This is a genomic window from Pseudenhygromyxa sp. WMMC2535 (genome assembly GCF_011083025.2).
The window spans coordinates 4,292,069-4,311,689 of the sequence record NZ_JABJWV010000001.1 but is presented as its reverse complement, the minus strand read 5'-3'; the positions used below and the strand labels follow the sequence as shown (position 1 = coordinate 4,311,689).

The following is a 19,621-nucleotide window of genomic DNA, read 5'->3' as shown; positions in this document are numbered from 1 at the left end:
GCAGACGCACGCGCTCAGGGGTGCCCGTCCACGCGCAGCTGAAACAGAAAATAGGGCGGCAGGCAGACCCCGACCTCCGAGCCCGTGCGCGCGCAGATGTAGTCGTCGCGGCAGGGCGCGTCGGCGCTGCAGGTGCGCAGGGCCGCCGGAAACGCCGTCTCGGCGATGCAGGTCGCGAACGGGCGCTTGGCGGACAGGCAGTCGTTGAAGCCGCGCAGCTGGGGGATCAGCCCGCAGGCGGCGTGCTCCTTGCCCTCGGCCGCGGCGCAGCTGGTCGCACACATGCCATCGGGGAAGCCCACGCGGTTGTCGTTGCAGGCCGCTGCGGGGCCGCAGGCGGGCTGTTCCTCGGGGTAGCGCACGCGATCTTTGTGATGGTCCGCCCGCGTCCGCACCTCCCCGCGCTCGCACACGCCCCCGGGACCTCCCGGCCCCGGCTCGAGGCAGGTCCCGATCTCCGCGTCGCCAAGGGCCGCGCATACCAGGCCCTCGTCGCAGGTCCAGTCGGCGAAGCCCGGGTCCCCGAGGCCGCAGTGGGTCCCCCAGGCCCCGCGATTGCGCTCGTGCTCCGAGAGCTGCCTGCGCTCGCTCGGCTGCACCCCCGCGGCGAGCTGCTCGTGCCAGACGCGGCGGCGCTCGAGCTCGCCTTGCAAGTGGGGCGAGGCGAACTCGGCCAGGGCGTCGACGGACTTGTCGGCCTCGCGCTCGGCCCCGAGCAGGTGAAAGCCCGCGATGCTCCGGCTCTCGTGGCAGCCCTGGCAGCTGAGCCCGTCGAGGCGGCGCAGGGCGGCGGCCGGCGAGCGCACCCGGTCCATGCCCGCGAAGTCGTAGTCGGCGAAGTCCTCGGGACCGAAGAGCGCCGAGAAGGGGCGGTTGGCCAGGCGCGCGAAGCCCCGCGGCGTGACCGAGACCGCCGCCTTGGCCAGGAAGCGGTCCGGCACGGTCAAGGTGCCCTGGTCGAGGCCCTCGCGCTGGTCCGCGTCGCGCAGCCAGGCGAGCAGCTCGGCCCGGGCGCCCGCGTCCTCGCGCAGGCGCTCGACGTCGGGGGTGTTCTCGAGCACGGCCGGCGCGTAGCCGCCTGGAGCGTCGGGGTCCGGGCGCAGGACCTCGAGCAGATACTCGGCGTGGCCGGCCATGTCCGGGCGGATCGTCGACGGCCAGCGCTCGACCTGCACGTCGATCTCCACGGCCTCGAGCTGCGCGGCGCCGAGCAGCTCGGGGTCGAGGGCGTGGCCGGGCGCGCGCAGCCACGCCGCCAGTTCGGTCCCGGCCAGGCCCGCGTCGGCCTGCCAGCGCCGCTGCACCGCCCGACGCCCCGCCCTCGCCTCGGCTCCGCGACTCCCCTCGCCCGCAGCCCCGCCCTCGCCCTCGCCCGCAGCCCCGCCCCCTGGGGCCGGCTGCCAAAACACCACGTTGACGGTCATCGGCAGCCGCGAGTCGACCTCGACCCCGCCTTGCTCGCGGGTGTAGGCCAGGCGGTAGATCAGCCGGGTCTCTCCCGCCGCGCCCTGACCCCGCGGGTTGGCGAAGACCTCGCGATCCATGCGGTTGACGACCCCGATCAGCTCGAAGCGCGTGTCCTCGGCCGCGAGCCAGTCCAGGTCGAACTGGCGATGGACGTAGCGCAGGCCCACGCCCGTGTGCGTGGGATCTTCGGCCGCGTTGGCGCGGAGCACCCGACGCAGCTCGCGAGCGATGGCGACGATCGGCCCCTCGCCGTAGCCCGCCAGCGCCGTGGCCTCCGGGTGCTCGTGGAGCAGGGCCGCGAAGCTCAGGCCGGCGTCTTCGAGGGCTACGAGGGCGGCGGGATCGCTGACCAGCAGCAGCGCCTCGGGCTCGGCAGCTTCGCCCGCCTCACCATCCCCATTCCCATCCCCATTCCCATCCCCCGACATCGCCGGCGACTCGCCCGGCCCAGCCACGACTGCCGGTCCATCCTGGGACCGCGCCCCACCACAGCTCGCCGCCAGCCCCGCCAGCCCCGCCAGTCCCAAGAACAAACCCGCGCTCGGCCTCACCAGGCCATCTTATCGCGCGACGAGGCTGATCCCCTCGCCATGGAGGCCCTCGTCTGGTGGCGAGTGCCATTGCCATTTCACGACGCGATGAATCATGAAAACTAACATTTTCCCAATCTAACTTCGTTTCACTCACTAATCATTGTGGCGCAGACCTTGCTTATTACTTGGGAGTATGTTGCGCCACCGCCCCTCCCTCTTGCTGTCCATGACCACCGCCCTCGGGCTTTGCTCCACCCTCAGCGCCTGCGACGGCGACGGCTCCGACGACGGCATCACCTTCGCCGGCGGCGGCGGGACCGAGGACGAGGGCGCGGACGAGGCCGAGGCCGACGACGACGCGGCGCTCCCCGACCTGCCTGGCGAAGACCAGGGCGAGGAAGAGAGCGCCGACGACGGCCCGCCGACCTGCTCGAGCACCACGGCCGTGGCCGAGAACGTGCCGCCCAACGTGGTCCTCGTCCTCGACAAGTCGCGGAGCATGGTGCTCAACACCTGGGACGAGGACGGCGATCCCCAGACCCCCGAGGTCACGCGCTGGCACAGCTTGCATCAGACCGTGGCCAGCATCGGGGCGCAGTACGAGCAGGGCATGAGCCTGGGTCTGGGCCTGTTCCCCTCGACGGCGGCGACCTCGGCCTACGACGCGGCCTGCCTGGTCAACGCGACCATCGAGGTGCCCACGGCCCTCGACAACACCGCGGCCATGCTCGCCGCGATCCCGGCCGCCGACGACATGGCGCTCTACGGCGCGACCCCGGCGACCGCGGGCATCGACGCCGCCCTCGCCCACCTCGAGGCCCTCGACGACGGGCGGCCGGCGGCGCTGATCCTGATCACCGACGGGGCCGCCAACTGCGGCGCCGACAAGCTCGAGCTCGCGCGCTTCGACGACTACGACGAGGACCTCCCCCTGGTCGTCGGCGCGGCCTGGGAGGACGCGGGCATCCCCACCTACGTGATCGGCATCGACATCCAGGAGACCAGCGAGCACCCCTTCACCACGCCGCGCGAGAAGCTCGACGAGGTCGCCGTGGCCGGCGGCGTCCCGCGTGTAGACGGCGAGGTCGCGTTCTACGACGCCGCCGACGCCCAGAGCCTGATGAGCGCCCTCGACGAGATCGCGGCCGCGGTCAGCTGTAGTGTGGAGCTCGGCCAGGCCCCGAGCGGGCCCGACGAGCTGGTGATCTCCATCGACGGCGAGGTGCTCCCGCAGCTCGAGAGCTGCGACGAGGGCGACGGCTGGGTCTACGCCAACGCCGACTACACGCGCATCGAGCTGTGCAACGCGGCCTGCGAGGCGCTCCACGACTCCGGCGAGGTCGAGGCGGAGTTCACCTGCCCTCCGCAGCCCTGATCGAGGACAAAAAAACACGCGACCGACGGCCTGGGGGCGGTCGGTCGCGTCTTTCCTTGGTTCGGAGCTCAGCCTTGGGCTCGAGCCCGGAGCCAGGGCAGTCCTCGGTCCCGAGGATCTCGGCCGCGGGGAATCACAGGTAGGGGATCAGCCACTCGGTCTGCGGCGCGGGCGTGTCGCCGTCGGGGGCGATGGAGAAGGGGTAGTCGCCCCACCACATGCCCGTGGCCCACCAGGTGAAGCCCAGCCACGCGTCTTGGTTGTCCTGCATGTACTGCAACATGTCGATGATCGCGGCCTCGCAGGTCTCGTTGTCGGCCCCGGCGAACTCGCCGAGCAGGCCGCGGTAGCCGTTGTCGCGCAGCCAGCCAGTGACCCCCGCGAGGCGCTCGCTGCCGATGGTCTCGCTCATGCACTGCTCGTGGTTGGTGCCCGAGGAGTCCGAGTCGAGGTACTGGTGAAGCTCGAACACCAAGTTGTTGGCGGGGTCGACCACGCCGCCCATGACGGCGGCGTTGGAGCCCTCGTCCCCGGCGTACCACGAGTGCGCGCCGGTCCAGCGCACCCCGGGCACGAGGATCGCGTTGCTCGCCCCGGCCTCGCGGATCGCCGCGATCGAGTCGTTGGCCGCCGACAGCCACTGCTCGGCGGAGATCCCGTAGGGCTCGTTCATCAGCCCGAACCACACGTGATCGTCGTCGGCGAACTCGACGGAGAGGCGGCTCCAGAGGTCGGCCAGGGTGTCGTTGGGCAGCTCCTCGCTGCCCACGATGTTGCCGCCGCGGTGCGCGTAGTCGTGCACGTCGAGGATCGCGTAGCCGCCCTGATCCGTGATGAAGCTGGTCAGATCGATCAGCCGGTCGAGCTCCTCTTGTTGGAGCTCCCCGTAGAGGTCGTACTGGATCCGCGCCCAGCGGAAGGGGATCCGAAACACGGTCATGCCCTGGTCGATGAAGTGCTGGGTATGATCGTGCGTGGGGTAGACGTAGTCGAAGCCGTAGTCGCCGGGGTAGCTGCTCCCGAACTCACCGCCGGACAGGTTGACGCCGCCGACCCACTCGGGGAGCTCGTTCTCCTCGCCGCCGGTCGTGTCCGTGTCCGTGTCGCCGGACTCGGTCTCGCCCACGTCGGACTCGCCGCTGCCCGTGTCTTCGCTCGTCTCGGTCTCGCCGGACTCCGACTCGCTCGATCCCGACTCGTCGGACTCGGACTCGCCGGCCTCGGTCTGCGTCTCGCCCGCCGTCTCCGAGGCCGAGTCGGCCTCGTCGTCGTTCGCGCCATCGTCCCCGCACGCGGCCAGAGGCGCGCTGAGCAGCAGGCACAGCCCAAGCGAGGAGTAGGGAAGGGACTCAAAACGATTTTTTAAACGCACACCGAACTCTGGCACCCCATGAAATCCGGCACAAGAACTAGACACATATGAAGACTGTTGCGGATGTAGCGCGCAACCTATCGGCAGTCTTCGATCCGCCGAGCTGGTCAGATGAAGAACATATATTTCGCGGACAAAAAATGGTTCAGATGCGCGCGGACCCCTGGTTTAAGCCCAGAGTTTTGATGCGCGCCCAGGCGGCGCTCAAAGCGAAAACGCGGTCCCAACACCCAGTTCGGGTACGGGGGCGCCCAACGCTCGAATCGAGACAATTGGCCATTTCGCCAATTACCTCGATTCGAGTGGGGTCAATAGTCCAATGCCCGGACCTTGTCCGGGAGCACGCGATTGATCGCCTCGCGCAGCTCGCTGCCCGTGCCGACCGCGATCGCGTAGTCTTGGCGCTGGAAGACCGCGCCGACCAGCTCGATGCCCAGCCCCGCGTCCTCGGCGATCGCCTCGCGCAGGAGCGGCGCGTCCCAGACCAGGGCGTCGATCTCACCGGCGGACAGCGCCGCGAGGGCGGCCTCCCCGGTGGCGTACTCCTCGTAGACCAGCTTGCGCTCGCCGAGGTAGTTGGCCCCGGTCGTCGCGCGGATCACCCCCACGCGCACGCGCTCGAGGTCCTCGGGGCCGCGGATCTGCTGGGTGAGGCGCTCGACGGTCAGCGAGGACGCGATCGTCGCGGTCACGCTGGCGATGATCACCATCGAGGCCAGCATCCACAGCAGGGCGACGGCGCGGCCCAGGGGGCTGCGCGGGGCCTTGTCGCCGTAGCCGACGGTGGTCATGGTCACCGTCGCCCACCAAAAGCCCGAGCCGACCCCGCGCGCGGCCTCGCTGGGGAATTGCTCGGGGTTTTGGCGACGCTCGAGCGCCCAGACCAGCGTGCCCACGCACAGCTGGATCAGCGCGAGCACGGCGATGAGCTGCAAGAAGTCCCACGAGCCCACGGTCCGCAGCACGCCTCGCCACGGCGGCTCGTGCTCGCTGGGCACGGCGATCGCCAGGCCCGTGGTGTAGAAGGGCAAGGTGAAGTCGAGCTTGGCCTCGCGCTCGGCGGTCACGGTCAAGGCCGCGACCGCGACCTCGTAGCGGCCCTCGGCCACGCCGTCGATCATCTCGGTGAGGCTCGCCTCCTCGAACTCGTAGTCGAGCTCGAGCTCCGCGGCGATATCCCGCCACAGCTCGACGCTGATCCCCGTCCACTCGCCGCCCTCTTGGTAGGAGAAGGGCGGCGCCGACTTGACGGCGACCTTGAGCGGCTCGGCCTGCTCGCCCTCGGGCGGCGCGGCCTCGGCCGACCCCGCGGCAACGAGCGCGAGCGAGAAGATGGCCAGCGCGAGGGCGCGCCCGAGCAGCCGGCGCATCGACGACTAGCAGCCCATGGTGGAGCCCAGCGCGGCTGCTCGCGCCGGGGTTTTCGTCGACACAGCCATCGGCGAAAAGACCAAGTGAAGCGTCGTGTCGGGCTTCGCCACGGGCGCCTAGCCCGTCAGCCGCGTGCTCAGGTCTTCACAGGCCGCGGCGATCTCCGCCGCGTTGCCGGTCCCGAGCAGCTCCGCCGCGTCCTCGGCGGCCGACTCGATCGAGGTATAGACGCGAGCCGTGCGTTGACGCCGGAGCATCAGGCCCAAGCCCGTGATCGCGCTGCGCAGCGCCGAGGCCCAAAACCCGCCGCCGAGCAGGACCACGTCCAGGCACTTGAAGCGCTCGCCGAGCTCGTTGAAGAGCGCGGCGGCCTTCTCTCGCGACGCGCTGTCGGGCATCGGGGTGCCCTCGAACATCACGAGCATCAACCCGACCGCAGGGTCATTCCCGAGCTGCCTGCGGAAGATATCGGCGACGCGATCGAACTTGCCGCTGTCACCGTCCCCCCCGTTATCGACCCAGATCACCAACGACCCGAGCGTAGCGATGAGCTCTTTTTCTGATTCGTAGTGGACCTGAGCCGCCACAGCGCAGAGTCTATCCCAGCCCGAGGCGCTCGCGTAGCACCCCCATGCTCGAATTATCCAAGCGAGGAGCGGGCTACACGCCAAAGTGGACGAGACTCATGGAGGCCACGCAGCTCGCGCGTGCATGGCCAGCCATGAGAGACAGCCCTGCGGCGGGGCGCCGGGCTCAGGCCTTGACGACCTTTGCGCGAAGCGCAGCCTTGCCGTCCTTGACGTAGACGCTGAATTCGACGTCTTTGACGTCGGCTCGCGCCAGCAGGCTGTCGCTTTGCTTGCGCAGCTTCTTGGCGAACTTCTCGTAGGAGAAGTTCTCCACGTCTTCACCGCAGGCAGACTTGGTCTCGACGAATTCGTCGTAGATCCGCTTGTAGTAGGACTCACGATCCCCCTCGCCACCACCCCCGGCGTCCATCCCAACGTCGAGGCCGAGACTCACCGAGTCGTCGTCGTCACTGAGCGCAACGGCTGGACCATCGGCGACGGCGTCACTGAAGGTGGGCGCGGACACTGGCGCGGGAGGCGGCTTGGGCTTGTCCTCGGCGGAGGCGTGGCGCTCGATGGGCGCCTTGGACTTCATGCCCGGGAGCTCGATGGCCTCGGGATCGTCCTCGGCGCTGCGCGGCGTGCCGCTGTCGTCGAGCTTCTTGTGGCCGCGGGTGTGCCGGCCCTTCGACCGGAGGTTGCGGGTCCCGCGGGTGCGCCGCTGGAGCGAGCCAGAGGCGGAGGGCTCGGGATCCTCCTCGCCCTCCATGGCCTCGTTCTCCCACGACAGGTGCAGGGCTTCCATGGCGCGCTGCGAGCCGAGGGCCACCTTGGCGACCTCGCCGCTGTAGGTGTCGTGGTTGACCTCGTGCTGCTTGGCCTCGGCGATCGCCCGGTACTCGGCCGCCAGCCGACGCAGGGGCGTGGAGTACTCGATGAAGGGCAGATAGAAGGTCAGCGCGAGGCTGATCACCAGCAGGCCACCGACCAGGATCCAGTTGAGCCGGCTCAGGCCGCCGCTGGCCAGGGCGGCCGAGAGCGCGGTGCTCATGTCTTGCTGCGTCGAGCCCAGGGTGTGGCTCGACAAGACGACGAACAAGGTCCCGTCCTTGCCCTTGCCGGCCGGCCCGGGCACGCGCGCGGCCGAGCCGATGCGGGCGTCGGGGCCGGTGCCGATCTGGAACACCTGGCTGGCGCCCTCGGGGGGGACGCTGTCGAGGTTGCCCTCGACCCAAGCCGTGAGGTCACCGGCCTTGGCGCCACCGATGGGGTCGCCGAGCACCTCGCCGGCGCGCACCAGGCCCGCGGGGTTCTCCGTGCCCACGACCCGGCGGAAGAAGGACCCGCCGCCGAGCTCGACCGCGCGGATGGTCAGCAGGCGACGCTGCTGCGACTCCCCCACCGGCCGCGAGACCTGGACCGCGTGGAGCTTGCCGCCGAGGGTGGCCGAGAGCCGCTCGGCCTCTTCGCTCCCGAGGGCCGTCTCGACCGCCGAGACCTTCATGAGCTCGTCGAAGAGCGGCGCGTCGAAGCCCGAGCGCGCGAGGATGTTCCCGCTCTTGTCGACGATCGCCATGCTCATGAGCGGGTACTCGTTGAGCAGGTTCTCGTTGATCACCTGCGTGAACACGTCCTGCAGCGACTGCTCGTCGGGCGAGGCGCCCTCCGGCGGCACCGCCGACTTGTCGAGGGCCTCCTTGAGGCGAGCGTCGGCGAGGACCGAGGGCCCGAGCGAGACCGGCGACGAATTGATGTCGGAGGCCAGCGCGGCCATGCCGGCCTCGGTGATCGCCCGCACCGCGGCCTCGTCGGCCTTGGTGAAGCCGCCCGAGGCGCCCGTCGACAACAGGTACATGCCGGCCAAGCACGCGGTGGCCAAGACGGCGAGGATGGCTGTCCAGATCTTGGTAAAGAGCACGACCGCCTGCGAGTGTAGGCCCTCAGCGCGCGAAGTGGAACAAAAGCCATGGGAGCGCACGAGCGCCCCGCCAGGGCCGACAAGAAGGCATGCGCAGCATCTCCTTGGCGCTCGTCTCCCTCCTGGCGGTGATCTGCGGGATCGCCTCGGCCCATCTCGGCCCCCCGCCAGGGGGGATCTTGGTCGTCCTCGCCCTGCTCTCGGCCGCGCTGCTGTCCGCGAGCCTCGGCCTGCTGCCCGTGTCCAAAAAGACGCGCGAAAGTATCGGTCTGGGGGCAGCCTTGGCCGTCGTCGGCCTGCTTCGGGGGCTGAGCCCCTCGCCCGAGGAGCCCGCGAGGGTCCCGGATCGCGGCGCCCCCTCCCCCTCCGCCGTCCGCGAATTCGAGGTCCTTCGCGCCAGCGAGCCCGGGCCGCGGTGTCAGCTGTGGGTCCGCGGGCGCGCTCAGCCGCGCAGGGCTCGGGTCCTGCGCTTGTCGGGCCCCCCCGAGCTGTGCCCCCGGGCCGCGGGGGATCGCGTCGCCGTGCTCGCGCGTCGGCTGCGCCCAGATCCCCTCGCCCGCGCCGGAGACCTCACCTTCGAACTCGGTGAGGAACGAGTCTGGTGGCCACGCCCCGCGCGTCCGCCCGAGCTCGGCGATGCCTACTGGCACTGGGTAGCTGCGCAGCGCCAGCGCGCGTGGACGCTCAGCCGCGGAGATCCCCAGGCCGGCCTGGCCGTGGCCGTCGGGGTGGGTGCGCGAACGGCCCTGCCCCCGGAGCACAGACGCGCCCTGCGACGCGCGGGGCTCGGGCACCTCCTGGCAGTCAGCGGCATGCACGTGGCCGTGGCCGCGCTGTGGATCCTGGCGGGGCTGCGCCGCGCCGCCCTCCTTTTAGGTGCCTCCCCGCGCCAGGCGACGCTGCTCGCCTGGCTCCCGCTGTGGGCCTACGTCGGCCTGACCGGCGCGCCGGCCTCGGCGATCCGTGCGGCCATCATGCTCACGGGCATCGAGCTCGCGACGATCGTCGGCCGGCCCACACACGGGCCGACCCTGCTCGCCTGGACCGCGGCGGCCATGCTGATGTGGCGCCCGAGCTGGGCCATGAACCCCGGCTTTCAGCTCTCGCTGGCCGCGATGGCGGCGATCGTCACGGATCGCGACGAGCGCGGGCCGCTGGCCATGAGCTGGCGGATCAGCTGGGCCACCGCGCCCCTGAGCGTCGCCCACTTTGGCTCGGCCCCGCTCGTCGGCGTCCTCGCCAACGCCCTGGCCCTCCCCCTCTTCGCCCTGCTCATGCCCCTGGCCGCCCTCGGCACGCTGAGCTCGGGCTGGCTCGGCGCGGCCGCCCTGGTCCCGGCCCGAATCCTGGCCGCGCCGATCCTCTCGATCGCCGCCACCCTCGAGGGCGCGCCGCCGGCCTCCGCGGCGGCCCTGGCCGGCCTCGCCCTCGCCGCGCTGATCCTCCACCGCCTGGTCCCCCACCTCGCGCGCCGACACGAGCGCTTCGCCGCCCTCCCCCCTTGGCTGCCGCCGCGGCTGGTCTGCGCGGCGGCCCTCGTCCCCGCGCTCCTCGGCTGGCTCGATGTCCCGGCGCCCGCCGACTCGCCGCGCGACGGCTCACCGCGCGACGGCTCATCGCGCTTCGACTCGCCGCGCTTCGAGTGGATCGCCGTGGGCAGCGTGGCCTCGCGCTCGCTGCTCGTCGCCGACCCCAGCCGCCCCCGCGCGGCCTGCCTGTTTCGGCCGACCCTCTCCGCCGGCCGCTGGCTCGCGCTCTTCGAGGACCAGGGCGTCGCGGTGATCACCCACCTCGACGCGGCCCTGCCCGCGCAGACCCTCGACGGCCAGGCCCCCGAGCGTGTCCACCGAGACCCCCGCGTACGAGACCTCCGCGCCCGCTTCGAGGAGGCGGGCGTCCACGTCGAGGACGGCCCTGGGCGCTGCCGCCCGCCGCCCCGCGCTCGCGTGCGCGCGGCCCTGCGAGCGTGCCGCTTTCGCCACGGCGGCCACGGCCGAGCGCTGGTCCGCGCCGAGGCCGGCGCGCTCGCCTGCTACTTCGAAGGGCGCTGGGTGGCGATGCCCGAGCTGTCCGAGTTTTCGGACCAACACTAGCCCCGGGCTATCATCCGAGGATGACCGCGACCATCGCTAGGCTGATCGAGCGCAGCGGCGACCGGGCCGGACGCAGCCACGCCCTCGGCCTCGGCGTCCACCTGCTCGGACGCGTGGGTGAGGCCGACGTCGTCCTCGGCCACGCCGACGTCTCGCGTCGCCACGCCGAGCTCGAGATCGACGCCGAGGGGGCGAGGATCCGCGATCTCCACAGCAAAAACGGCCTGCTCGTCGACGGCCGGCGGGTCAGCACCTCCACCCTCGGCGACGGGGCCGTGCTCGAGCTCGGCGAGCTCGTGCTCGAGCTCGAGCACGGCGGGGCCCGGGTCGACCGCCTGCTGGTCAACAGCGGCGAGGTCACGGTGCGTCGGCCCCTCGGCCACCGGGCCCTCGGCGCCGCGCCCGAGGACGAGCGCACCCAGACCACCGCCACCGCCACCGCGGCGGCGCCCTCGATGCTGCCGCCGGCCCTGGCCGCCCTCGGCTTTGCGATCCTCGCCGCCCTCTTACTGTTCTCTCAGCAATGCCCCAACACCCCCTGAGCAAGCTCCCCAAGGTCGACCGCGTCCTCGACCACCCGAGCGTCCGCGCCCTCGACTGGCAGCGCCGGCTCCTCCGCCACCTGGTCAACGCCGCCATCGAGGCCGAGCGCGAGCGCGTGCTGGCCGGCGACGACACCCGGCCGGTCGCCGATCTCGAGGCCATCGCCGCCCGGGTCTGCGCTCGCGTCGAGGCCCTCGCCGGCCACCACCCCCGGCCGGTGCTCAACGGCACCGGGGTCATCCTGCACACCAACCTCGGCCGCGCCCCGCTCTCCGACGCGGCCAAGGCCGCCGTGCTCGCGGCCGCGGGGACCTGCGACCTCGAGCTGGATCTGCACAGCGGCCGGCGAGGCAGCCGCTTCGCGAGCCTGCGCCCGCTGCTCGCCGCGCTCTTCGGGGCCCAAGACGCCCACGTCGTCACCAACGGCGCCGCCGCCCTGCTCCTGGCCTGCACGGCCCTGGGCGCGGGCGGGGTCGCGCTCTCTCTCGGGCAGCACGTCGAGATCGGCGACAGCTTCCGCGTCGCCGACATGGCCGCGGCCGCCGGCGTCCCGCTGATCCGCGTGGGCAGCACCAACCGCACCCACCTGCGCGACTACGAGGCCGCCCTCGACGGCACCATCCCCGGCGCCGGCCCGGCCGCGGCCCTGCTCTGGGTCCACCCCAGCAACTATGTCCAAGACGGCTTCGTCGACGCGGTGCCCCTGCCCGAGCTCGCCGCCCTCGCCCGCCGCCGCGGCGTCCCGCTGATCGCCGACCTCGGCAGCGGCTCCCTCGGCGCGGGCCTGCCCGCCCGCGAGCCGACCGTCGCCGAGGTCATCGAGCAGGGCGCGACGATCGTCGGCTTCTCCGGCGACAAGCTCCTCGGCGGACCCCAGGCCGGGCTGCTCGCGGGCGCGGCCGAGGCCGTGCACCGCTGCCGTCGCCACCCCATGGCCCGGGCCCTCCGCCCCGGCAAGCTGACCTTGGCGGCCCTGCACGCCACCGCCTTGGCCCACGCCCGCGGCCCCGAGCCGGGCAGCCCCGGCGCCCCCGAGCTCCCCGTCCACGCCATGATCGACGCGCCGCTTCGCGGCTTGCGCGAGCGTGGCGAGCGGCTGATCGCCGCCCTCGGCTGGCCGGCCGACTGCCTGCGCGAGTCCCAGGCCACCATCGGCGGCGGCTCCCTCCCCGGCGAGCGCCTGCCCAGCGTGGCCCTCGTCCCCCCCGTGGCGGTCCCCCACCGCGCGGCCGCCCGCCTGCGCCGAGCCGAGCCTCCGCTCCTCGCTCGAATCCACGACGGCCAGCTGTGGATCGACCTGCGCACGCTCCTCGACAGCGAGGACGAGGCGCTTCTCGCGGCTCTCGCGGTCCTCGACGGAGCCTGATAGATCCTCCATCGCCGTGCGCGCTGACCTGTCTTTTTGCCTCCTCCAAATTCGCAACGCCTCGGACGCCATGCGCGAGCACGAGGTCGATTGCTTCGTGCGTCGCCTCGACGTCGACCCCGGCCAGGTCACCGCCGTCGACGTGCTGCGTGACGCCATCGACGAGCGCCTGTTCGAGCAGTACGACGCGATCCTGATCGGCGGCGCGGGCGAGTACTCGGTGCTCGACGACGTGCCCCCGATCAAGCGCCTGCTCGACTTCGTCGGCGAGATCACCAACCGCGGCTTCCCGACCTTCGCCTCGTGCTTTGGCTTTCAGGCCCTCTCCCTCGCCCTCGGCGGCGCCGTCGAGCATGACGCCGGCCGGGCCGAGGTCGGCACCTACGAGATCGACCTGACCCCCCACGCCGAGGGCGACCCGGTCTTCGGCGACCTGCCCGGGCGCTTCTACGCCCAGCAGGGCCACAAGGATCACGTCACCCGCCTGCCCGAGGGCGCCCGCCACCTCGCCGGCAGCGCCCGCAGCCCCCACCAGGCCCTGCGCTTCGGCGACGCCCCGATCTGGGCCACGCAGTTCCACCCGGAGCTCACCCAAGACGACAACCGCCACCGGGTCATGGCCTACCGCGAGCGCTACGCCGACCGCCTCGAGGACGTGCTCGACATCCTCCGCGAGTCGCACGACACCCACGGCCTGCTCGCCCGCTTCGCCGACGCCCTCGCCGAGCGCTGAGCCGACCCGATCGCTACTCTAGTGTGCGCGCCAGAGGACTCGAAGGGTCCCAGGCTTGGAGCACCGGCCGGCGCCTGAGACCCTTCGAGTCCTCTGGCGCGCACACTAGTAGCTCTCGCAGCGGCTCTCGTTGGCCGCGCAGGTGAAGCGAATGTGAATATGCGAGGTGTGCCCCCTGGCGTGGCGCACGATCCCGTGATTCGTCCCGCTCTTGTTGGGGTATTGGATCACCCGCTCGAGCATGTCCTTGCTCGCCCCCGACCGCTTGGCCGCCTTGTAGAGGTACTTTTGCAGGCTGTGGCTCAAGAAGATGTACTGGATCTCGCCCGTGGCCACGAGCGCGCGGATCAGCCCCCAGCTCGCGTCCCAGTCGACCTCCGAGGCGCTGGTCGCTATCGTGCCCTTGACCCCGGCCTTGACCGGCAGGCGGATGTCGACGTCGCGGCCGCTCTGGTGCGACGAGTGCGGGCGCAACCGACCGCCCCCGCGCTTGCTGATCGACCCGATCACGAGCTTGCCCGAGAAGCCCGTGTCCTGGCGGAAGTTGGCGATCGCCAGCTGTAGGTTGTGCAGGGTGTGGGTGCTGCCGAAGGACTCGTCCGGCTTGCGGATCGTGTAGAGCTTGGCGTTCTCCGGGAGCTGGGCCCCGTTGACGATCTTGCCGCGGTTGGGCCGGCCCACGGAGACCGCCCCGCGCTTGATCGTCGACAGCGGGAGCTTGGGCCGGCCGGCGATCCCCGGCGTCGTCCCTGCGCTGGCCTTGCCCGCGCTCCCGGCGGAGCTCGACGCGGCGAGCACCGAGGGGTCGTTCAAGGGATCGAGCCAGATCACGATCTCCTGGCCGGCCTTGAACTTGCGCGGGACCTTGGGGTTCCAGCGCTCGCGCAGCTTGTCCGCGTCGACGTTGTGGGCCTTGGCGATCTTCGACCAGGTGTCGCCAAACTGGACCGTGTAGAGGATCTGCTGCTGGGGCGGCGGGATGTGCTTGGTGTAGATCGCCAGGTCCCGCCCGGCGTAGATCATCGGCCGCTTGGGGTCGAGCTTGTTCCAGCGGATCAGCGACGCCCGACGGATCTGGTAGCGGTCGGCGATCTCGTCGATGCGCTCGCCCGGGACCACCGTGTGCTTGATCCACTTGGGCTTGCGCAGGACCTTGATCTCGACCTTGGGCGCCTCGGGCTCGGACGCCTCCTCGGCCTCCGCCTCGTCCTGGTCCTGCTCCTCGACCGCGGACTCGTCCTCGATCGAGGTGTCGTGATCCTCGTCCTGGTCCTGCTCGGGGGGGCTCGCCAGGGTGCTCGCGCCCTCGCGGACCTCGGTGTCCTCACTGGGCGGGGCGAGCTCCTCGAGCTCGCCGGGATCCGGGAGATCGGAGAAGCGCGGGTCGACTGGTGGCGAGGCCGCGGTGAGCAGCGGCAAGCCGAGCAGGGCCAGCGCGCCGCCGGCCACGACCGCGCGCGCCCGTGCCCACGGCCTTCGCCTCCCCTCGAGTCGCGCTCGGGTCAGGCGGGGGCTCTCTCGTGGGTCGGTCAGGCGCATGGTCGACTCGCTCACTCGGCAGGCGATGGGGCGGGGGACGGGGCAGGGGACGGGGCAGGGGACGGGGCAGGAGACTCGGCGGAGGGCTCGGCCGGTGCCGCCGGCTCCGCGGGCAGGTCGAGGGCCGAGATGACCTCGGGCAAGACCTGCGCCGCCAGGTACTCGCTGCCGGACATGGTGAAGTGGATGCCGTCTTCGGCTCGCAGCTCGCGCTGCTTGCCCTCGACGACGGCCTGGTCCAGGAGCTCGCCCTGCTCGTCGACCAAAAATTGCGTGGTGTCCAAGTATAGGCCGCCCTCTCCGAGGGCAGCCACGGCTTGCTCCTGGATCGGACGGATCAGCTCGAGCTTTCGCTCGAGGCTGCGCATGCCCATCTTGGGCAGGCCCAGCCACAGCACCTGCGCGGCCTCCCCCCCTTCGATGGGCTCGGTGACGCGCGCGAGGAAGTCGTCGACCCGGCCGCGGTAGGCCTCGGCCCAGTCCTCGGCCTGCCAGCGCACGCGGCTGCTGCCTCGCCAGGGCGGGAGATCCTGGCCGTCGTTGCCGCCCATGATCACCACCACCAGGTCGGGCTTGCGGAACTCGACCTGCCGGAAGCCCTGGTCGAACCAATCGAAGAAGTCGGGGCGCGCGAGGCCGGACGCGCTCTTGCCCTTGCGGTAGCAGACCACGTCGGGGCGCGCGTCGAGCTTGTCTTCGAGCAGCGCGCCGAAGCCCGTGGCCGCCAGGGAGTCGCCCAGGATCAGCACGCGGCGGGGCTCCGCCGGCGCCACGTCTTGCTCGGGCGGCGCGTCCTCGGCCGCGGCGATCGCCTGCTCGGGCTCGCCCGCGTCGGCCCCGGCTCCAGCTCCGACGCCGGGCTCACCAGCTGCGAGCACGGCCTCGTCCTCGCCCTCGCCGGCTGCGCGTGCGTCCTCGTCCTGGTCGGAAGCCTCGCCCGGCTCGCCTTCGGCCTGACCCGCCTGAGGAGCGTCGAGGGCCGTGGCCTTGCTGGTCGGTTCAGTACACGCGAGCAAGGGAAAAGCCAGCGCAAAAAGCGCTGAGGCGCACGGACGCGAGAGCGAGGTCCGGATCATGGCGCTGACGCTAGCTCGGTTCGATCGCATGGGAAAATCACCTGCAAAAAGCGCGAGGATCAGTTCGCTTCGCACGCGCCGCCGGTCCTGGACATTCCCGAGCTGGGCTGGATGTGGACTGGATAGCAGTGAAAAGACTTCAGAATCGCCTTTGGCGCCACTGGTAAGCGGAGCGGGCTTGTGAAACACTGGGTGCGGAGGAACCTCATGCCGCACAACGACCCGTCCGCCATTGCCCGCTGGCGCACCGCTCGACGCCTCACCCTTGGCGCGATCGTCGTAGCCGGGACCATGTTCACCGCTGCCGCAGTCGCCCAGCGCGTGGCCGAGCACCCCTGCCACGCCAGCGCCCGCGTCGACAGCTACTACACCTACTCCGGCATCGGGGTCGAGCTCACCCAAGAGGGCGACCACTTCGTGGTTAGCCGAGTGTTCAGGGGGACCCCCGCCGACGGCAAGATCTACCCCGGCGCCGTGCTGCTCGAGGTCGACGGCCAGGCCCCCTCGGACATGCTCGACTGGACCCGCGCGATCCGTGGTGACATCGGCTCCAGCGTGGAGCTCGAGGTCGTCTACCCCTGCCAGGGTCACGAGCTCGTCTCCCTCGAGCGCGCCTTGGTCCGCGTCCGCCACTGATCCTTTTCAGGTCCTTTTTCAGGCCCTCCGAGCCTCATTAAAGGTCTACGAAGCCCGCGCTGGTCGATCCAGCGGCGGGCTTTGTTGATTTGGTCTCCCCGCCTACTGCTTTCTCGATAGAGTCCGCCCGTGCTCCGACCCCGGCTCGCATCAGCGCTCATCCCGCTGCTCCTCGCCGGCTGCCCAACTCCGACAGCCGCGCAGCTGCGGGCCAACAACAACCGCCCGCCCAAGTCCTCCTCCGAAGAAGAGGACGAGGACGAGGACGAAGACGAGAGCGGCGAAGAGGAGGCGGAGATCACGGCCAGGCCGCCCCGGACCCGCTTCCCTGCGGGCCTGCGCGCAAGCCCCAAGGCAAAGCCGCCGCCGATCGAAGACTGCGACCAAGCCATCCGCGACTACCTCGCGCTGCGCGAGCGCGCCAACCGCTGCCGCAGCGATGACGACTGCGCCGAGATCTGGCCGGGGCTGTGCCCGCACGGGCCCTACTACATCGACCGCCGCGGCCAGGGGGATGTGCTCGTCAGCCGCGAGTGGGGGATCCGCAACCAGTGCGAGATCCCCAGCTGCGAGCCCCCGGCCGAGCTCGGCCCCGCGCACTGTGAGGCGCGTCGCTGCGTCGCGGGCCGGGAGCCCGAGCCCGGCTGCAGCGACGTCTTCGTCCGCTACCTCGAGCCCAACGAGATCCACCGCCTCGTCGCCGAGAGCCCCGACCCGGACACCGCCGGGCCCGACGAAAAACGCTTCGGCCTCGCCGTCGCCAGCCGCGGCCACGTCGAGATCGAGATCGACTGGCGGCGCTGCCCCGGCTGCAGCCTGAACCTGAGCCGCCATCGTCCCGTCGACGGCCTCCAGGTGCCAAGCCGGCGGATCCGCAAAAATGGCATCGAGAAGATCGAGTTCGCGGCCAGCCGGGCGCTCTACTTCTTCGAATTGAAACCTGGACCGCGGCCCGGCGGGTCCATCGAGCTGCGCGCGACCATCCGCGACGAGAAAGACGAGCCCGTGGGCGTGTCAGCCCACGGCCGCGCCTATCTGCGCCACTGCGCCGAGACTCGCTCTAAACTCGAGCGGGAGCGCGCGGACACGCCTCCCACCAAAGGATCCCGATGACCTCCAACGCCGGACGCTTCGTACCTCGGGCCGTCGCCCTGTTCATCGATCTCGTGCTGATCGGCGCGCTCACCAGCCTGCTCGCCGGGCTGTTCGGCGTGGACAGCCACGGCGCCCTCGCCTCGCTCGTGTCCTGGCTCTACTTCGCCAGCCAGGAATCGAGCGGGTGGATGGCCACCGTCGGCAAGCGGCTCATGGGGCTCGTCGTGCAGGGCGTCGACGGCCGCCAGCTCAGCTTTGGTCGCGCGTCTTTGCGCTGGGCCGCGCGCTGGCTGTCCAGCCTGGCGATGGGCCTCGGCTACCTGCTCGCGCTCTTCAACGAGCGCCGCCAGACCCTCCACGATCTGATCGCCGGGACCGTGGTCACTCAGCGAAGCTGAGCGCCCTCGCCCTTCGAGCCCTGCTATCGTCGCGCCATGACCTTCGACGAGCTCGCGGCGCTGCTCGAGTCCACAACCCAAGATTTTCGCCAGACGGCCACGCACTGGCAGTTCGTTCACGAGGGCATCCCCATGGCCTGCCTCACGGACCTCGAGTTCGATCGCATGCGCTTCATCTCGCCGATCACCGAGCTCGTGAACCTCGACGAGCCCACCAAGGATCGCGTGCTCGAGGCCAACTTTCACACCGCCCTCGACGGGCGCTACTGCGTGTCCAACGGGCTGCTCTTCGCCGCCTTCATCCACCCGATGAGCTCCCTCGACCCCGCCCTGGCCCGCTCGGCCCTCGATCAGGTCGCCTCGCTGGTCCACAGTTTTGGGACTCGCTTCAGCAGCGGAGAGCTCGAGTTCATGCGCAGCGAAGAGGGGGAGGGCTTCGAGGACGAGGACGACGACGACGACGAGCCGCTGCTCAATTGAGGCGGCGCCCCGCAAAGCGGGTATCCTCGCCGGCGCATGCAGCAGATCTGGATCAGCCGCGCCGGGGGCCCCGAAGCCCTCGAGCTGCGCGAGGCCCCCGACCCCACCCCCGGCCACGGCGAAGTCCGCATTCGCACGGCCTACAGCGGGATCAATTTCGCCGACCTCACCGCCCGCATGGGCATGTATCCCGACGCGCCGCCGATCCCCTGCGTCGTCGGCTACGAGGTCTCGGGTCGCGTCGACGCCCTGGGTGAGGGCGTCGACGACCTGAAGATCGGCGACGAGGTCGTGGCTCTGTGCCGCTTCGGCGGCTACAGCGACGTGGTCTGCGTGCCCCGTGCCCAGGCCGTCCCCGTGCCCGCGGGCGTGTCCCTCGAGTCCGCCGGCGCCGTGCCGGTGACCTACCTGACCGCCTACTTGATGCTCATCGAGCTCGGCAACCTCAAGGCCCACCACACCGTCTTGGTCCACGCGGCCGCCGGCGGCGTCGGCCAGGCCGCGCTGCAGATCTGCAAGTCCCGCGGCGCCACGGTGATCGGCACGGCCAGCGCCGGCAAGCACGAGCGCCTGGTCCAGGCCGGCATCGATCACTGCGTCGACTATCGCACCCAGGACTTCGAGGCCGAGGTCATGCGCCTCACCGAGGGCCGCGGGGTCGACATCGTCCTCGACGCCGTCGGCGGCGAGTCCTACAAAAAGAGCTACCGCTGCCTGCGGCACACCGGGCGGCTGTTCATGTTCGGGGCGTCGAGCTTCGCGCCCACGGAGCGCCGTCGGCTGTGGCCGATCGTCCGCGGCATGATCGGGACCCCGCGCTTTCGCCCCTTCGAGCTCCTCGATCAAAACCGCGGCGTGTTCGGGGTCAACCTCGGGCACCTGTGGCACGAGATCGACCGCCTGACGATGATCTTCGAGGCGGTGATGGCCGAGGTCGGCGCGGGCACCTACGAGCCCGTGGTCGACCGCGTGTTCCCCTTCGCCGAGGCCGCCGCGGCCCACCACTACATGCAGTCGCGCAAGAACTTCGGCAAGGTCCTGCTCCAGCCCTGACCCC

17 protein-coding genes are annotated in these 19,621 nt (G+C 71.1%); 10 read left to right on the top strand and 7 right to left on the bottom strand.

What is annotated here, in order from left to right; translation table 11 throughout:
- Positions 1–14: 14 nt before the first annotated feature.
- Positions 15–1,922, bottom strand: a complete 1,908-nt coding sequence (locus G6O69_RS16975; protein WP_172304544.1) for a hypothetical protein — start codon at positions 1,920–1,922, stop codon at positions 15–17.
- Between the two features lie 271 nt (positions 1,923–2,193).
- Here G6O69_RS16975 and G6O69_RS16970 point away from each other — a divergent pair, with 271 nt between their 5' ends.
- On the top strand, positions 2,194–3,375 hold the full coding sequence (locus tag G6O69_RS16970; protein ID WP_176396897.1) for a vWA domain-containing protein: 1,182 nt from the start codon (positions 2,194–2,196) through the stop codon (positions 3,373–3,375).
- 133 nt (positions 3,376–3,508) lie between these two features.
- Here G6O69_RS16970 and G6O69_RS16965 read toward each other — a convergent pair whose 3' ends face one another.
- From G6O69_RS16965 to G6O69_RS16950, 4 genes are all read right to left on the bottom strand, one after another.
- Positions 3,509–4,762 (bottom strand): glycoside hydrolase family 5 protein, encoded by a 1,254-nt coding sequence (locus G6O69_RS16965; protein WP_217909854.1) that lies wholly within the window; start codon positions 4,760–4,762, stop codon positions 3,509–3,511.
- Positions 4,763–5,055: 293 nt separating this feature from the next.
- Positions 5,056–6,117, bottom strand: a complete 1,062-nt coding sequence (locus tag G6O69_RS16960; RefSeq protein WP_172304542.1) for a transporter substrate-binding domain-containing protein — start codon at positions 6,115–6,117, stop codon at positions 5,056–5,058.
- A 117-nt stretch (positions 6,118–6,234) separates the two neighbouring features.
- Positions 6,235–6,645 carry a hypothetical protein gene (locus G6O69_RS16955; RefSeq protein ID WP_172304541.1) on the bottom strand — a complete coding sequence of 137 codons (411 nt, stop codon included), beginning with the start codon at positions 6,643–6,645 and terminating at the stop codon, positions 6,235–6,237.
- Positions 6,646–6,871: 226 nt separating this feature from the next.
- On the bottom strand, positions 6,872–8,605 hold the full coding sequence (locus tag G6O69_RS16950) for an MXAN_5187 C-terminal domain-containing protein (protein WP_172304540.1): 1,734 nt from the start codon (positions 8,603–8,605) through the stop codon (positions 6,872–6,874).
- 89 nt (positions 8,606–8,694) lie between these two features.
- On the opposite strand from G6O69_RS16950, the gene G6O69_RS16945 reads away from it, so the two are divergent.
- Genes G6O69_RS16945 through G6O69_RS16930 form a run of 4 tightly spaced genes read left to right on the top strand, consistent with a single transcriptional unit; the run spans position 8,695 to position 13,340 of the window.
- Positions 8,695–10,698, top strand: a complete 2,004-nt coding sequence (locus tag G6O69_RS16945) for a ComEC/Rec2 family competence protein (protein ID WP_172304539.1) — start codon at positions 8,695–8,697, stop codon at positions 10,696–10,698.
- Between the two features lie 20 nt (positions 10,699–10,718).
- Entirely contained in the window at positions 10,719–11,240 is a 522-nt protein-coding gene (locus G6O69_RS16940) for an FHA domain-containing protein (RefSeq protein ID WP_172304538.1), read from the top strand.
- Positions 11,222–12,607 (top strand): L-seryl-tRNA(Sec) selenium transferase, encoded by a 1,386-nt coding sequence (gene selA, locus G6O69_RS16935; protein ID WP_172304537.1) that lies wholly within the window; start codon positions 11,222–11,224, stop codon positions 12,605–12,607. The genes G6O69_RS16940 and selA overlap by 19 nt, the downstream gene beginning before the upstream one ends.
- Before the next feature lie 16 nt (positions 12,608–12,623).
- On the top strand, positions 12,624–13,340 hold the full coding sequence (locus G6O69_RS16930) for a type 1 glutamine amidotransferase (RefSeq protein ID WP_172304536.1): 717 nt from the start codon (positions 12,624–12,626) through the stop codon (positions 13,338–13,340).
- Positions 13,341–13,445: 105 nt separating this feature from the next.
- Here G6O69_RS16930 and G6O69_RS16925 read toward each other — a convergent pair whose 3' ends face one another.
- Together G6O69_RS16925 and G6O69_RS16920 are read right to left on the bottom strand one after the other, a co-directional pair.
- Positions 13,446–14,894 carry a penicillin-insensitive murein endopeptidase gene (locus tag G6O69_RS16925; RefSeq protein ID WP_172304535.1) on the bottom strand — a complete coding sequence of 483 codons (1,449 nt, stop codon included), beginning with the start codon at positions 14,892–14,894 and terminating at the stop codon, positions 13,446–13,448.
- Positions 14,891–15,955, bottom strand: a complete 1,065-nt coding sequence (locus tag G6O69_RS16920) for a DUF459 domain-containing protein (RefSeq protein WP_176396896.1) — start codon at positions 15,953–15,955, stop codon at positions 14,891–14,893. Before G6O69_RS16920 ends, G6O69_RS16925 begins: the two co-directional genes overlap by 4 nt.
- A gap of 207 nt (positions 15,956–16,162) precedes the next feature.
- Here G6O69_RS16920 and G6O69_RS16915 point away from each other — a divergent pair, with 207 nt between their 5' ends.
- The 5 genes from G6O69_RS16915 to G6O69_RS16895 all read left to right on the top strand — a co-directional run bounded on the left by G6O69_RS16915 (position 16,163) and on the right by G6O69_RS16895 (position 19,617).
- A complete protein-coding gene (locus G6O69_RS16915; RefSeq protein ID WP_176396895.1) occupies positions 16,163–16,591 on the top strand; it encodes a PDZ domain-containing protein in 429 nt (142 codons plus the stop codon).
- A gap of 129 nt (positions 16,592–16,720) precedes the next feature.
- A complete protein-coding gene (locus tag G6O69_RS16910; RefSeq protein ID WP_172304532.1) occupies positions 16,721–17,704 on the top strand; it encodes a hypothetical protein in 984 nt (327 codons plus the stop codon).
- On the top strand, positions 17,701–18,084 hold the full coding sequence (locus G6O69_RS16905; protein ID WP_172304531.1) for an RDD family protein: 384 nt from the start codon (positions 17,701–17,703) through the stop codon (positions 18,082–18,084). The genes G6O69_RS16910 and G6O69_RS16905 overlap by 4 nt, the downstream gene beginning before the upstream one ends.
- Positions 18,085–18,120: 36 nt before the next feature.
- On the top strand, positions 18,121–18,564 hold the full coding sequence (locus G6O69_RS16900) for a hypothetical protein (RefSeq protein ID WP_172304530.1): 444 nt from the start codon (positions 18,121–18,123) through the stop codon (positions 18,562–18,564).
- Between the two features lie 36 nt (positions 18,565–18,600).
- Positions 18,601–19,617 carry a zinc-binding dehydrogenase gene (locus G6O69_RS16895; protein WP_172304529.1) on the top strand — a complete coding sequence of 339 codons (1,017 nt, stop codon included), beginning with the start codon at positions 18,601–18,603 and terminating at the stop codon, positions 19,615–19,617.
- The last annotated feature ends 4 nt before the right edge of the window (positions 19,618–19,621 follow it).

Excerpts from the sequence above, each read along its gene's own strand:
- selA (WP_172304537.1), top strand. The coding sequence starts at position 11,222 with ATGCCCCAACACCCCCTGAGCAAGCTCCCCAAGGTCGACCGCGTCCTC.
- G6O69_RS16940 (WP_172304538.1), top strand. The coding sequence starts at position 10,719 with ATGACCGCGACCATCGCTAGGCTGATCGAGCGCAGCGGCGACCGGGCC.
- G6O69_RS16960 (WP_172304542.1), bottom strand. The coding sequence starts at position 6,117 with ATGCGCCGGCTGCTCGGGCGCGCCCTCGCGCTGGCCATCTTCTCGCTC.
- G6O69_RS16970 (WP_176396897.1), top strand. The coding sequence starts at position 2,194 with ATGTTGCGCCACCGCCCCTCCCTCTTGCTGTCCATGACCACCGCCCTC.
- G6O69_RS16920 (WP_176396896.1), bottom strand. The coding sequence starts at position 15,955 with ATGATCCGGACCTCGCTCTCGCGTCCGTGCGCCTCAGCGCTTTTTGCG.
- G6O69_RS16895 (WP_172304529.1), top strand. The coding sequence starts at position 18,601 with ATGCAGCAGATCTGGATCAGCCGCGCCGGGGGCCCCGAAGCCCTCGAG.
- G6O69_RS16915 (WP_176396895.1), top strand. The coding sequence starts at position 16,163 with ATGCCGCACAACGACCCGTCCGCCATTGCCCGCTGGCGCACCGCTCGA.
- G6O69_RS16905 (WP_172304531.1), top strand. The coding sequence starts at position 17,701 with ATGACCTCCAACGCCGGACGCTTCGTACCTCGGGCCGTCGCCCTGTTC.
- G6O69_RS16945 (WP_172304539.1), top strand. The coding sequence starts at position 8,695 with ATGCGCAGCATCTCCTTGGCGCTCGTCTCCCTCCTGGCGGTGATCTGC.
- G6O69_RS16900 (WP_172304530.1), top strand. The coding sequence starts at position 18,121 with ATGACCTTCGACGAGCTCGCGGCGCTGCTCGAGTCCACAACCCAAGAT.